The sequence below is a fragment of the Micromonospora sp. NPDC002296 genome, assembly GCF_040296145.1.
GTDB lineage: Bacteria > Actinomycetota > Actinomycetes > Mycobacteriales > Micromonosporaceae > Micromonospora.
The window spans coordinates 1-13,453 of sequence record NZ_JBEOWQ010000082.1 but is presented as its reverse complement, the minus strand read 5'-3'; the positions used below and the strand labels follow the sequence as shown (position 1 = coordinate 13,453).

Sequence of the window (13,453 nt, the reverse complement as noted above, 5' to 3'; positions counted from 1 at the left end):
CCGAGGTTGGTGTGCAGCACGACGCCGGTGGCGTTGAGCACCACCCGAGGGGCGGGCGCGGGCAGGGCGGCGAGCGCGGCGTCGCGTACCCGCTCAGGGGTGATCTCGCCGCGGCGGGCGCGGTCCTGGACGGCGACGATCGCGGCCTTGACCCGGCCACGGCCGAGCGTGGCGACGGCAGCGGCGAGCAGCGGGTCGGCCAGCAGGACGTCCGTGCGCGGCACCCGCCGCCGTGGGTCGGCGTCGCGCATCGCGTCCTCTCCAAACGGGTCTGTCTGGCGGAGACGGACGGGAATCGAACCCGCCTGGCCCGGGTACCGGACCACACCGGTTTTGAAGACCGGGAGGGGCACCAGCCGCCTGAACGCCTCCACCGGCTATTCGATCACAGCGCCCGCTCCGGCGCGCGGGAAGGGCTCAGCGTCCGCCGGGAGGGGCCTCAGCCCTCGACGGCGGGACGCTCCGCCTCGCGGCGGCGGATCCGTTCACGCTGCGGGACGACCGTGTACTTCGGGTCGCGGGCGGAGGCGACGCCGCCGTGGAAGATCCCGAACCGGGTGGCCACCGACGCGGCGAGCAGGGCCGCACCGGAGAGCCCGGCCAGTACCCGGCTGCGCCGGCCGACGAGCGCCCCGGCCACCCCGGCGGCGGTCAACGCCCGGCCGGCGCGCAGCAGCCGCCCGGGGGTGCCGGTGCGGTAGGGCTCGCTGAGCAGGCCGAGCCGGTGCTCCACCCGGTGCGAACCCCACAGCTCCAGGGCCGCGCCGGCCACCGCCATCCGCCGGGCCGGGCCGGCCTGGTCGCCGGGCGCGGCGAGCAGGCCCACGCCGGCGCCGCTGGCCAGGGCACTGCCCGCGAAAATCATCGGCAGTTCCGGGTACGCCTCGTGCCACGACGGCACGGCCGTGCCGGCCAGCAGCACCCCGGTGTACGTGGCCAGGGCCGGCGCGGTCGCGGCGGCGACCAGCCCGGCGGCCTGCCCGACCGGGGGCAGCAGCCTGCGGCCCAGCCCGAGCACGCCCCGCTCGGGCAGCCACGGCGCGGCCTCGGCGACGGCGGCGACCCCGGCGGCGGGGCCGAACACCGTGAGGATCCAGGTGCCCACCGACATCGGGGAGGTCAGCTTCGCCACCCGCAGCATGTGGTGGAACCGGTCCGGCCGGCCCAGGTCGTTGACGAGGAAGTACGCGCTGGCGCTCACCGCGGCCAGCGAGGTGAGCCGGCCGGCCCGGCGCAGCGCCGGCCGGCCGGTGAGCTGGCCGCCGGCGGCCAACAGCGACGAGCCCGCGGCCAGCCCGCCGGTGAACAGGTACGCCGCGATGTCCCACTTCCACACCGGCGGCTTGAGCACCGGCCGGCCGTAGTAGGAGGTGAACTCGGCCGGCGGGACGTTGAGCTGTTCCCCGCCGCCGCGCCGCCGCCGCTCCCCGGGGGCAGCCGAGCCGGGCCTGCGGCCGACGGCCCGGTCCCCCTCGAAGGGGTGCGGTGCGTCGGGCCCGGGGCCGGCGCGGCCGGCGGGCCGGTCGGTGGCGTGGAGGCGACCCAGGAAGCGGCGGAACCGGTCGCCCACCCGGGGGTCTTGCGAACTCACGAGGAACCTCCGACGAACGCGGCGACGGCAACCGCCGCCATGGTCAGGGCAGCCAGCCCGGCGCGCTTCCACATCCGGGGCAGATCCCGGGTGGTGACCACCGGGTCCGGGGGCAACCCGTACACCTCGGGGGCGTCGAGGAGCAGGAAGAACGCGCCGTCGCCGCCGACGCCGTCGTTGGGGTCGTGGCCGTAGAGCTGGGCCTCCGGCACCCCCCGCTCGTGCAGGGTGGCGACCCGCGCGGCGGCCCGCTCCCGCAACTCGTCCAGCGGGCCGTACACGATGGACTCGGTGGGGCAGGCCTGCGCGCACGCCGGGGTCTGCCCGGCGCCGAGCCGGTCGTAGCACAGGGTGCACTTCCACGCCCGGCCGTCGCCCCTACGCTGGTCGATCACCCCGTACGGGCAGGCGGAGATGCAGTAGCCGCAGCCGTTGCAGATGTCCTCCTGCACCACGACCGTGCCGAACTCGGTGCGGAACAGCGAGCCGGTGGGGCAGACGTCCAGACAGGCGGCGTGGGTGCAGTGCTTGCACACGTCCGACATCATCAGCCAGCGGAAGTCCGTGCGCTCGGCCGCGCCGGTGGCCCGGCCGGGCGGCTGGGCGCCGGGCATGCCGAGGAACTCGGGCCCGGCGGCCATCCGGGCGGCGGCGACCGGATCGCCCGGCGGCAGCCCGGGTTCCGTGCCGGTGTCGTCGGCCGTCCCGGCGGCCACCGCCGCCGACGCGGCGCTGACCGACCCGGCGGTGGGATAGCCGGCGAACGGCGGGGTGCGGTGCCCGGCCGGGCTGGGCTGCTCCACGAACGCCACGTGCCGCCACGAGTTCGCGGTCAACGCGCCGGTGTTGTCGTACGACATGCCGAGCAGGTCCAGCCCGGAACCCGGCACGTCGTTCCACTCCTTGCAGGCCACCTCGCACGCCTTGCAGCCGATACAGACGCTGGTGTCGGTGAAGAAGCCCATCCGGGGGCGGGCGTCGGTCCAGCCGGCGTCCGGGGCCGGGTCCAGCGGCCCGTAGAGGCTGTTGGCGTCAGGCATCCTCGCCCCTGTTCTCGCCCGCCGACGCCTCCGGCGGGCGCTCGTCCGTGCTGCCGGCCGCGTCGGTGGTGACCAGCGGGGTCCTCCGGTCCACGGTCATCCCGGCCCGCCGCCGGTAGTCGGCGACCAGGTCGAGCAGGACCGGCCCGGTGGGCCGCCGGCCGGGCCGCACGTCGCAGGTGCCGACCTTGCTCTCCTGGATCAGCACGTTCGGGTCCAGGGTGATGCCGAACAGGTCGTTGGCCGAGTCGCCGGTGACCAGCCCCTCGGTGCCGAAGTGGTACGGCAGCCAGAGCTGGTGGATGATCCGCCCGTCCACCCGCAGGGGGGTGAGCCGGTCGGTGACCAGCACCTTCGCCTCGATCACCGCCCGGCCGCTGACCAGGTGCGCCCAGCCCAGGTGGGCCAGCCCGACCTCGGCGGCCAACTCCGGGGACACCTCCACGAACATCTCGGGCTGCAACTCCGCCAGGGGCCGCACGGTGCGGCTCATCCCGCCGGCCGTGTGGTGCTCGGTGAGCCGGCTGACCGTGAACACGTACGGGAAGACGTCGCTGTGCGCCTCCGGCGGACTCGGGTTCATCGGGTTCACCGGGTGCTCGTAGACCTTGCGGGCCGGGTTGGCCTGCTGGCCGTACATCGGGTTGCGCATCGGGGACTCGGCCGGCTCGTAGTGCGTCGGCAGCGGGCCGTCGAGCACCCCGCGAGGCGCGTACAGCCAGGCCTTGCCGTCGCTCTGCATGATGAACGGGTCGTCGCCGGCGATCCCCTCCGGCCCGGCGGTGCCCTCCGGCGGACGGTACGTCGGCGGCTTGTTCTTCTCGAAGTCCGGCACGTCGTAACCGGTCCACTCCGCCTTCTCCGGGTCCCACCAGACGTAGCGCTTGCGTTCGCTCCACGGCCGGCCCTGCGGGTCCGCGGAGGCGCGGTTGTACAGGGTGCGACGGTTCGCCGGCCACGCCCAGCCCCACTCGGCGGCCACCCAGTCCTGCTCGTGCCGGGACTTGCGCCGGGCGGCCTGGTTGACGCCGTCGGCGTACACGCCGGTGTAGATCCAGCAGCCGACCGCGGTGGAGCCGTCGTCGCGCGCCTCGGTGAACCCGGACAGCGGCCGGCCGGAGGCCGTGTCGTAGCCGTTTATCTCGCGCAGCACCGCCTCGGCGCTGGGCTCGGCCAGGTCACCATGGGTCGGGTAGTCCCAGGCCAGGTCGAGCAGCGCCCGGTCGCGCCGGTGGGGAGAGCCGGCCAGCTTCTCCCGCAGCTTGCGGCCCAGGTGGTAGAAGAACCACAGTTCGGAGCGGGCGTCGCCCGGCGGGTCGACGGCCTTCTCCCGCCACTGGAGCAGCCGCTGGGTCTGGGTGAAGGTGCCCTCCTTCTCCACGTGCGACGCCGCGGGCAGGAAGAACACCTCCGTGCGGCACTCCTGCGGCACGATCTCGCCGGTGGCCACCTCGGGGCTGTTCTTCCAGAACGTGGCGCTCTCGATCAGGAACAGGTCCCGCACGACCAGCCAGTCGAGGTTGGCCATGCCGAGCCGCTGGGCCTTACCGTGCGCGGAGCCGACGGCCGGGTTCTGGCCGAGCAGGAAGTACCCCTTGATCCTGCCGTCGATCATGTTGAGCACCTGCTGGTACGTGCCGTGGTCGCCGGTCATCCGGGGCAGGTACCCGTAGCAGAAGTCGTTGTCCGGCGTCGCCGCGTCGCCCCAGTACGCCTTGAGCAGGCTCGCCGCGAACGCCCGGGAGTTGCCCCAGAAACCCTTCTGACCGGGGTGGCTGATGCTGCCCACCCAGGCGTCGAACGTCTCGTGGTCGGCGTGGTGCGGCATCGGCAGGTAGCCGGGCAGCAGGTTGAACAGGGTCGGGATGTCGGTCGAGCCCTGGATGCTGGCGTGCCCGCGCAGCGCCAGGATGCCGCCGCCCGGCCGGCCCATGTTGCCCAGCAGGGTCTGGATGATCGCGCCGGTGCGGATGTACTGCACGCCGACGCTGTGCTGCGTCCAGCCCACCGAGTAGACCAGCGCGCCGGTGCGCTCCCGGCCGGAGTTCTCCGTCCAGGCGCGGGCCAACTCGAGGAACCTCTCCTGCGGGATCCCGCAGACCCGCTCCACCATCTCCGGGGTGTACCGGGAGAAGTGCCGCCGCAGGATCTGGTAGACGCAGCGCGGATGCTGCAACGTCTCGTCCCGCCGGGTCCGGCCCGACGCGGGCACGCCGTGCGACTCGTGCTCCAGGCCGGCCGCGCTGTCCCGTTCCTTCCCGGTGTCCTCGCCCCCGGAGTTGCGCTCCTGGCCCTCGTACTGCCAGCTCGCCTGGTCGTACGAGTTGGTCTCGGTGTTGTAGCCGGAGAAGAGGCCGTCCAGGTCCTCGGTGTCGCGGAACTGCTCGCTGACGATCACCGCCGCGTTGGTGTACGCCAGCACGTACTCCCGGAAGTCCAGCTCGTTCTCCAGGATGTACCGCACCACGCCCCCGAGCAGCGCGATGTCGGTGCCCGCCCGGATCGGCAGGTACGTGTCGGCGACCGCGCTGGTCCGGGTGAACCGGGGGTCGACGTGGAAGACCTTGGCGCCGCGCTTCTTGGCCTCCATCACCCACTGGAAGCCCACCGGGTGGGCCTCCGCCATGTTGGAACCCTGGATGACGATGACGTCAGCGTTGACCAGGTCCTGTTGGAAGTCCGTCGCGCCGCCGCGACCGAAGCTGGTCCCCAGACCGGGGACGGTGGCGGAGTGTCAAATGCGGGCCTGGTTCTCGATCTGGAGCGCCCCCATCGCCGTGAACAGCTTCTTGATGAGGTAGTTCTCCTCGTTGTCCAGCGTCGCCCCGCCCAGGCTGGAGATGCCCAGCGTGCGGTTCAGCGGCCGGCCGGCGTCGTCGACGTCCTCCCAGGTCTCCTCGCGGGCGGCGAGGATCCGGTCGGAGATCATGTCGACGGCCGTCTCGAGGTCCAGGTCCTCCCACTCGGTCGCGTACGGCCGGCGGTAACGGACCGTGGTCTGCCGCAGCGGGCTGGTGACCAGCGCCTTGCTGGCCGAGCCCTTCGGGCAGAGCCGGCCGCGGGAGATCGGGCTGTCCGGGTCCCCCTCGATCTGGGTCACCCGCCCGTCGGTGACGAAGACCCGCTGGCCGCAGCCGACCGCGCAGTACGGGCAGACCGACCGGGCCACGCTGTCGGCGGTCTCGGTGCGCGCGGTGAGCGCCGCCGAGCGGGCCGACTGGGCCGCCGCGCCCCGGCCGAGCGGGTCGGTGCCGGTGAGCTGCCGGTAGACCGGCCAGCCCTGGATGAAGGTCCGCAGACCCATCCCGAAGCACCCCCTCCCCCGGTTCGACGGACGCTGACCCCCTGAACATAGGCCAGGCCGGCCCGGGTCGTGTCCCCGGCCCGGATCTTTCCGCCGTGCGAAGCCCGCGGGTCACCGGTCCGGACGGGTTGGGCCTGGGACACGAAACCGCCCCCGGCCGCTGGGCCGGGGGCGGTTCGGTGTCGGTGTGCAGGTCGCCTCTCGGCGCGTGGCACAACGCGGCTCCAGCCGGACGGTATTCCGCGAAGGCAATTCAGGTGAGGCCCGGGGACACTGAGCACACCGACACTGGCTACAACCTACCCACCCCACGGGCTGTTCCAGCCGTCCGGGGTAATCCACCTCACTTGCTGACCGTTCGCCGTGCCCGGGTGGACGCCGCCGCGCGCGCGGTCACCCGGTGCTCGTGCGGTCGCGGACCTTGGTGGCGCAGGCGTGACCGCGGGTCGAGGCCAAGGCTCTCGATGGCCACCAGGGCGGTGAACGCCACGTCGGCCAGTTCGGCCGCGACGTCCTCGCGGCTGTGCGTCACCCCCTTGCGCGGGTTCTGGCCCAGCGCCCCGATCCACGCCCCGGCAACTTCTCCGGCCTCCTCGGTCAGCTTGAGGATCCGGCAGGTCAGTTCCGCGTCCCCGGTGCCGTTGGCGGCGTCCAACCAGCCCCGCAACGCCCGCACCGAATTCCAGATCGACTCGTCCATCGGTCCAGTGAACCCGACGGCCGCCCGCGTGAACGCCGCCGGCCGGGTCCCCTTGTCGGGGGCCCGGCCGGTTGGCTGTTCGGTGGTGTCAGTTGTTCCAGTGTTCGGTGACGAGGTCGGCGGCCTGCTGTTCCCACTGTGCGTACGCGTCGGGGTAGGCGGACACCTGCACGGTCTGGGCGGCCTGGGTCAGGGGCATGTCCTGCCAGCCGTCGACCTGCTTGAGGCCCTTGAGGAACGCGAGGGTGGAGTATTCGGGGTCGGTGATCTGTTCGGGGGTGCCCCAGCCGGAGGTGGGGCGCTGTTGGAACAGGCCCTGCGAGTCGTGGTCGTTGCGGTCGCCGAGGTGGCCCAGGTTCTCCAGCTTCGACTCCTGCAGTGCGGTGCCGATGGAGATGACGGCGGCCCGTTCGTCGAGGCCGGCCTTCTTCGTGGCGGCGATGATGGCCTTGACGTTGGCGGTCTGCTCGGCGTCGAGGTCGATGCGGGACTGCGCGCCCTGCACGCCGTGCGGGATCAGCTTGCCCTTGTCCACGCCCGGCTTGTCGGCCTGCACGGCGACAGCGGTCGGGGTGGATTCGGTGGTGGGGGTGGCGTGGGCGGTGGCGGGGCCGGCGAACACGCCGCCGGCGAAGGCGAGACCGGCGATGCCGAGAACGCTCTTACGGATGATCGTGTTCATGGGGGTGTCTCCAATCGGGGGTCGACACACGCACCGCCCCCGGGGGGAGGGGACGGGGGTGTGAGCACCACGTCGAGGCGCCCAACAGATCAAAAAGGGGGGAAAGTCGTCCGGCGGCTCACCACACCCCGGAGGGGGTGCTGATGGTGGCGGCGGGTCCATGTGTAACGACCGGCGGCCGACCCGCATTCCCCGAGGGGGTCACGGGGGCTCGGCAGCGGGGTGCGCTGCTCGATCGTCTGCCATGTGTAACGACCCGGGGCCGGCCGGTGTTCCGCCGGGCGGATGCCCCCGGTCACACCCGCGAAGCCGAGACTGGCGAAACGGACATCCGACCCGACCGGCCCCGGATGGGCGGGCATCGGGCGGGGTGGTCGACAGGAGGCAGCGTACCCGCGATGTCACTGACCGGTGGTCGACCACGGCAGGGCCCCGGCCGGCCCATGAAGGGCCGGCCGGGGCCGGGTCAGGGTTCCGTCACCAGAGCTGCTGGACGACGTCCGCTGCCTGCTCCTCCCACTGGGCGTACGCGTACGGGTACGCCGACACCTGCACCGTCTGTGCGGCGGCGGTCAGCGGCAGTTCCTGCCAGCCGCCCACGTTCTTCAGGGCGTCGAAGAACGCCTCGGAGGCGTACTCGGGGTCGGTGATCTCGTCGGGCGAGCCCCACCCCGACGACGGGCGCTGCTGGAACAGGCCCTGCGAGTCGTGGTCGTTGTACGCCCCCAGGTGGCCCAGGTTGTACAGCTTCGACTCCTGCAGCGAGGTGGCCACACCGATCACCGCTCCCCGCTCGCCGACGCCGGTCTCCTTGGCCGCCTTGATGATCGCCTCGGCGTTCTCGAGCTGCGCGTCGTCGAGGGGGATGCGCGACTGGGCGCCCTCGATGCCGTGCGGGATCAGTTCATCCCGGTCCGGCTTCTCGGCCGGCGTCGTGCTGCTGATGCTCTCGCCGGTGGTCAGCGCGGATTCGACGGTGGTGCCCTCGCGGTTCTTGCCGGTCGCCAGGTCGATCGCGGCCACCGCACCGGCGTGCGGGCCGCTGGTGACCGGGGCGGCGACGGCCATGGGGCCGAACGCCAGGCCGCCGAGGACGGCGACGCCGGCGATGCTCAGGACGATCCTGCGGTTCGGGGTTCTCGCGATGGTCGGTATCCGGTCGGTGGTCTTCGCGATGGCCGGGAGCCATCGAGTGAAGTCAACCTTCACGATGGTTGCCCTTTCGATCGTTGCGACGCGCTCCGGGTTGAGCGCCCCTCGGGGGACCGCTCCGCCGCAGGGGTTTACCGGCGGGCGGTACGGGGGACACAACCAGCCCCACGTGTCCGTCATTCCGGATATGCGGGGCAGCGGGCCGGGCTGCGGCCCCGGTCACGCCCAGGATCGGTCAACTCGGACGCGGGCGGCCACCGGGCGCGCGGCGCCCCGAACCGGACGAGCACATGCCGGACCAGCGGGTTGCCGATCCGGGTGTCGAGCGGCGCGGACGCGACGACGGGACGGTGCTGGTGGCGAGCACCGCGAGTGCCGGCCCGGCCCGCCCCGGCCGGAGCGCCGGGGCGGTGGCGGGCGGACGGTCAGTGGCCCCTGGCGATCCACTCGTCGAGGTGCGGGGCCTCGGCGCCGACGGTGGTGCTGTCGCCGTGGCCGGTATGCACGACCGTCTCCGGCGGCAGGGTGAGCAGCCGGGTGCGGATCGAGTCGACGATGGTGCCGAAGTCGCTGTACGAGCGGCCGGTGGCGCCCGGTCCACCGGCGAAGAGGGTGTCACCGGTGAAGACCACACCGAGCTGCGGGGCGTACAGGCTGCACGCGCCGGGGCTGTGGCCGGGGGTGTGCAGCACCCGCAGGTCGGTGCCGGCCACCTCGATCGTTGCGCCGTCGCGCAGCTCCCCGTCGGGGGCCGCGTCGGGGTGCACCAGGTCCCACAGCACCCGGTCGTCGGGGTGCAGCAGCACCGGCGCCCCGGTTGCCCGGGACAGCTCCGGGGCCACCCGGACGTGATCGTCGTGGGCGTGGGTGGCCACGATCGCCACCACCCGGCGACCGCCGACGGCACGCAGGATCGCGTCGACGTCGTGCGGGGCGTCGACGACGAGGCACTCGCTGTCGTCGCCGACCACCCAGACGTTGTTGTCGACGTCGAAGGTCTGCCCGTCGAGGGAGAACGTGCCGGAGGTGACGGTGTGGTCGACGCGCACGGTCACGGGAAGACCACCACCGAGCGCAGCACGTCGCCGTGGTGCATCCGGGCGAACGCCTCCTCGACCTGGTCCAGGGCGATCTCCTCGGTGACGAACGCGTCCAGGTCGAGCCGGCCCTGCAGGTAGAGCTCGGTGAGCATGGGGAAGTCGCGGCTGGGCAGGCAGTCGCCGTACCAGCTCGACTTGAGCGCGCCGCCGCGGCCGAAGACGTCCAGCAGCGGCACGTCGACGGTCATCTCGGGGGTCGGCACGCCGACCAGCACGACCGTCCCGGCGAGGTCGCGGGCGTGGAACGCCTGCTTCCAGGTCTCCGGCCGGCCGACCGCGTCGATGACGACGTCGGCGCCGAAGCCGCCGGTGGCGGCGCGGATCGCCTCGACCGGGTCGTCCTCCGAGGCGTTGACCGTGTGGGTGGCGCCGAACTTCCGGGCCCAGTCGAGCTTGCGGGAGTCGGTGTCCACGGCGATGATCGTCGCCGCCCCGGCCAGGGCCGCGCCGGCGACGGCTGCGTCGCCGACCCCGCCGCAGCCGATGACGGCCACGGAGTCGCCGCGGGTGACCCCGCCGGTGTTCATCGCCGCGCCGAGGCCGGCCATCACCCCGCAGCCGAGCAGGCCGACGGCGGCGGGCCGGGCCGCCGGGTTGACCTTGGTGCACTGTCCGGCGTGGACGAGGGTCTTCTCCGCGAAGGCCCCGATGCCCAGGGCCGGGGACAGCTCGGTGCCGTCGGTGAGGGTCATCTTCCGGGCCGCGTTGTGGGTGGCGAAGCAGTACCACGGCCGGCCCCGCCGGCAGGCGCGGCAGACCCCGCAGACGGCCCGCCAGTTGAGCACCACGAAGTCGCCCGGCGCGACGCCGGTGACGCCCTCACCCACCTGTTCGACGATGCCGGCCGCCTCGTGCCCGAGCAGGAACGGGTACTCGTCGTTGATCCCGCCCTCGCGGTAGTGCAGGTCGGTGTGGCAGACCCCGCAGGCCTGGACGCGGACCACCGCCTCGCCGGGCCCCGGGTCGGGCACCACGATCGTGGTGACCTCGACCGGCGCGCCCTTGCGCCGTGAAATGACTCCCCGGACTTCCTGGCTCACGTTCTCCTCCTGCTCCACCGCTGTCGATGCCGGCGGCCCGCGGTGGGCGGGACGACGACGGAGAACGCCACCGGGCGGGTACGCCACGTCGATCACGCTCCCCGGCGAAACTACCGCCGATCACCGTGTCGAGCCCAGCAACGCCCGACGCTTACCACGGCCGAGGCGGCGGGGGTGATCACGCGGGTCGATGGGCCGGCACGGGCTGCGTGACCGGGGCGGCGTTGCGGGCAAGGTCGGCGAGGTGGCGGCGGGCGGCGTTGCGGTAGCGCAGCACCTGGACCGCGCCGAGCGCCCACAGGACGTACTGCACGGCGAAGGCCCACCGGAAGGCGGTCAGGTCGGGTGCGGCGTGGCCTGCGGGGGTGGCGAGGTCCAGCACGACCCCGATGACCAGCACCAGTGCGATCGAGGCGGCGAAGCCGCCCACGTTCACGATGCCGGTGGCGCTGCCGAGCCTGCTGGCCGGGTTGAAGGTGCGGGCGTAGTCGAAGCCGATGGCCGAGCCGGGGCCGTTGGCGGCCAGCACCACGACCAGGGCGACCAGCAGCCAGCCCGGGGCGCGGCCGGGCCAGGCCAGCACCACCGCCCAGATCGCGGCGGTGGCCGCGGTGACGGTGAGCACCAGCACCGAGCGGCGGAACGGGTGCCGGGCGCACAGGTGGGCGATCAGCGGCCCGGCCAGCAGGCCGGCCAGGGTCATCAGGGTGAGCAGGGAGGCGGCGGCGGTGGGCGACATCCCCTGCCCCTGCACGAGGAACGGGTACCCCCACAGCAGCGCGAACACCGAGCCGGAGAACTGGGTGACGAAGTGCGTCCACAGGCCCAGCCGGGTGCCGGGCTGGGCCCAGGCGGCGGCCAGTTCCCGGCGTACGGTGGCCAGGTCGGGGGTGGGCGCGGCGGTGTGCTCGCGGTGCGGGGTGTCCCGGACGGCCGCGACGACCATGGTGAGCACGGTCGCGCCGAGCGCGGCGGCGGCGAGGAACGCCGGGGTCCAGCCGGCGCGGTGCAGCAGGGCGACCAGCGGCACGGCGCCGAGGACCGCGCCGAACTGGCCGAGGGTGCAGGTGAGCTGCACCAGCATCGGGTTGCGGCGGCCGGGGAACCAGAACGCGACGATGCGCAGCACGCTGATGAAGGTCATCGCGTCGCCGAGGCCGACCAACACCCGGGCGGCGACGGCGAGCCCGACGTCGGTGGCCACCGCGAAGCAGAGCTGGCCGGCGACCATCAGCACCCCGCCGGCGATCAGTAGCCGGCGGGAGCCGAACCGGTCGAGCAGCACCCCCACCGGCACCTGCATGGCGGCGTACACGGCGAGTTGGGCGACGGTGAAGATGGCCAGGGTGGAGGCGCTGATGTCGAAGCGGTGCGCGGCGTCGACCCCGGTGACGCCGAGGGAACTGCGGTGGAACACCGCCGCCACGTACGCGCTGACGGCCACCGCCCAGACCAGCGCGGCCGAGCGGCGGGGCGCGGCGGTCGGTACGGCGGTGGTGGCGACGCTCACCGCAGGGTCCGCAGCACTGTCGCGGCGTTGTCGATGTGCGCGGCGACGCTGTCCAGCCACGCCTGCGGATCGTCGCCGTCGAGGGCGGCGAGCTGGGCGGCGTGCTCGGTGATCGCCACCTCGGCCCAGCCGGGCGAGAGCCGGAAGCTGGCCTCGCCCATGCGTAGCTGGCGGTCGCGCAGCCGGTGGTACAGCTCGGCGAGGATCTCGTTGCCGGCGGCCTCGACCACGGTGGCATGGAAGGCCCGGTCGGCGGACATCAGCGCGGTGACGTCGCCGGCGGCGTGGGCCTCGCGCATCCGGTCCAGCCAGCGGGTCAGGTCGGCTCGCAGCGTGGCGCGGCGGGGCCAGACCCGCTCGGCGGCGTGCAGCTCCACCAGCCGACGCGCCTCGATCACGTCGACGATCTCCCGGGCGGACACGGGCCGGATCAGCGCGCCGCGCTTCGGGTAGAGGGTGACCAGCCCTTCGGCCTGCAACCGCAGCAGGGCCTCCCGGACCGGGGTGCGGGACATCCCGACCGCCTCGGCGATCTCCCCCTCGCTGATCAGCAGCCCGCCGGGGTAGACCTGTTCGAGGATGGACCGCTTCAGGTGCCGGTACGCCCGCTCCGTGGCGGAGGGGGCGACGGCGTGCGCCGCGGTGGGATACGTCATGTATCTATGGTGGGTCACGCCCGCTGGGGGCCGGAACGCGGGCCGCCAGGACGTGGCCTGGGCCACGGGCGCCTCGGCGGCATCATCGCCGGCTGCCGGACGGCCCGGGTCGCGCCGCCGCCGTACGGCGAGAAAGGGGGTGTTGTGTGGCGTGCGCCACTCCCGGGACACGCCGGCACGGGCGGGCGACGCCCCGCCGCACTGGGCAGAATCGACGCATGTCTTCGCGCCGATGGCTGCTCGCCGATCAACTCGGGCCGCACTTCCTCGACGACGGGGTGCAGCCGGTGCTGCTCGTGGAGGCCCGGGAGCTGTTCCGACGGCGTCCCCTGCACCGGCAGAAGGCCCACCTGATCCTGTCCGCGTTGCGCCACCGGGCCGCAGAGCTGGGCGACCGGGCGCTGCTGGTACGGGCCGGGACGTTCCGGGAGGCCCTGGCCCGGGTCGACGGGCCCGTCGAGGTGTGCCACCCGCCGTCGCGGGCGGGGTTGGCCTTCGCCCGTTCCGTGCCGGGGTTGACGATCCTGCCGCCCAGGGGCTTCCTCATCAGCCGCGACGACTTCGCCGCCTGGGCGGACGCGTACCGGCGGGGGCCGTTGCGGGTGGCCGAGTTCTACCGCTGGGCCCGCAGTGAGCACCGCGTTCTGGACGGCCCGCCGGGGCGGGTGCCGCGCCGGC

Annotated in this window: 11 protein-coding genes, 1 tRNA gene and 1 pseudogene; 1 reads left to right on the top strand and 12 read right to left on the bottom strand. The window is 73.5% G+C overall.

Translation table 11 applies throughout. From position 1 onward, the window contains the following. The 12 genes and pseudogenes from ABT023_RS28190 to ABT023_RS28135 form a co-directional block, all read right to left on the bottom strand. Positions 1 to 251 (bottom strand): annotated as a pseudogene (locus tag ABT023_RS28190) (L-seryl-tRNA(Sec) selenium transferase); the annotation flags it as partial. Positions 252 to 276: 25 nt separating this feature from the next. Continuing rightward, a tRNA-Sec gene (locus ABT023_RS28185) sits at positions 277 to 372 on the bottom strand. 67 nt (positions 373 to 439) lie between these two features. Further along, a complete protein-coding gene (nrfD, locus tag ABT023_RS28180) occupies positions 440 to 1,591 on the bottom strand; it encodes an NrfD/PsrC family molybdoenzyme membrane anchor subunit (RefSeq protein WP_350889621.1) in 1,152 nt (383 codons plus the stop codon). Continuing rightward, positions 1,588 to 2,631: a 4Fe-4S dicluster domain-containing protein gene (locus ABT023_RS28175; protein ID WP_350889620.1), complete on the bottom strand. Its 1,044-nt coding sequence runs from the start codon at positions 2,629 to 2,631 to the stop codon at positions 1,588 to 1,590. The genes nrfD and ABT023_RS28175 overlap by 4 nt, the downstream gene beginning before the upstream one ends. Then, positions 2,624 to 5,935, bottom strand: a complete 3,312-nt coding sequence (gene fdh, locus ABT023_RS28170) for a formate dehydrogenase (RefSeq protein ID WP_350889618.1) — start codon at positions 5,933 to 5,935, stop codon at positions 2,624 to 2,626. The genes ABT023_RS28175 and fdh overlap by 8 nt, the downstream gene beginning before the upstream one ends. A gap of 343 nt (positions 5,936 to 6,278) precedes the next feature. Continuing rightward, the gene (locus ABT023_RS28165) at positions 6,279 to 6,635 is read right to left on the bottom strand and encodes a MazG-like family protein (protein ID WP_350889617.1); all 357 of its coding nucleotides are present in this window, start codon (positions 6,633 to 6,635) and stop codon (positions 6,279 to 6,281) included. A gap of 88 nt (positions 6,636 to 6,723) precedes the next feature. Then, positions 6,724 to 7,317 carry a hypothetical protein gene (locus ABT023_RS28160; RefSeq protein WP_350889616.1) on the bottom strand — a complete coding sequence of 198 codons (594 nt, stop codon included), beginning with the start codon at positions 7,315 to 7,317 and terminating at the stop codon, positions 6,724 to 6,726. Positions 7,318 to 7,794: 477 nt separating this feature from the next. Further along, positions 7,795 to 8,526 (bottom strand): hypothetical protein, encoded by a 732-nt coding sequence (locus ABT023_RS28155; RefSeq protein WP_350889615.1) that lies wholly within the window; start codon positions 8,524 to 8,526, stop codon positions 7,795 to 7,797. Between the two features lie 368 nt (positions 8,527 to 8,894). Beyond that, on the bottom strand, positions 8,895 to 9,524 hold the full coding sequence (locus tag ABT023_RS28150) for an MBL fold metallo-hydrolase (RefSeq protein ID WP_350889613.1): 630 nt from the start codon (positions 9,522 to 9,524) through the stop codon (positions 8,895 to 8,897). Then, positions 9,521 to 10,609 (bottom strand): S-(hydroxymethyl)mycothiol dehydrogenase, encoded by a 1,089-nt coding sequence (locus tag ABT023_RS28145; protein ID WP_350889612.1) that lies wholly within the window; start codon positions 10,607 to 10,609, stop codon positions 9,521 to 9,523. The genes ABT023_RS28150 and ABT023_RS28145 overlap by 4 nt, the downstream gene beginning before the upstream one ends. A gap of 178 nt (positions 10,610 to 10,787) precedes the next feature. After that, on the bottom strand, positions 10,788 to 12,119 hold the full coding sequence (locus ABT023_RS28140; RefSeq protein WP_350889610.1) for an MFS transporter: 1,332 nt from the start codon (positions 12,117 to 12,119) through the stop codon (positions 10,788 to 10,790). Further along, a complete protein-coding gene (locus ABT023_RS28135; RefSeq protein WP_350889609.1) occupies positions 12,116 to 12,775 on the bottom strand; it encodes a GntR family transcriptional regulator in 660 nt (219 codons plus the stop codon). Before ABT023_RS28135 ends, ABT023_RS28140 begins: the two co-directional genes overlap by 4 nt. Positions 12,776 to 12,993: 218 nt before the next feature. Here ABT023_RS28135 and ABT023_RS28130 point away from each other — a divergent pair. Further along, the coding region (locus ABT023_RS28130) for a cryptochrome/photolyase family protein (protein ID WP_350889607.1) at positions 12,994 to 13,453 on the top strand (460 nt) is incomplete at its 3' end.

Excerpts from the sequence above, each read along its gene's own strand:
- ABT023_RS28135 (WP_350889609.1), bottom strand. The coding sequence starts at position 12,775 with ATGACGTATCCCACCGCGGCGCACGCCGTCGCCCCCTCCGCCACGGAG.
- ABT023_RS28175 (WP_350889620.1), bottom strand. The coding sequence starts at position 2,631 with ATGCCTGACGCCAACAGCCTCTACGGGCCGCTGGACCCGGCCCCGGAC.
- ABT023_RS28160 (WP_350889616.1), bottom strand. The coding sequence starts at position 7,317 with ATGAACACGATCATCCGTAAGAGCGTTCTCGGCATCGCCGGTCTCGCC.
- ABT023_RS28165 (WP_350889617.1), bottom strand. The coding sequence starts at position 6,635 with ATGGACGAGTCGATCTGGAATTCGGTGCGGGCGTTGCGGGGCTGGTTG.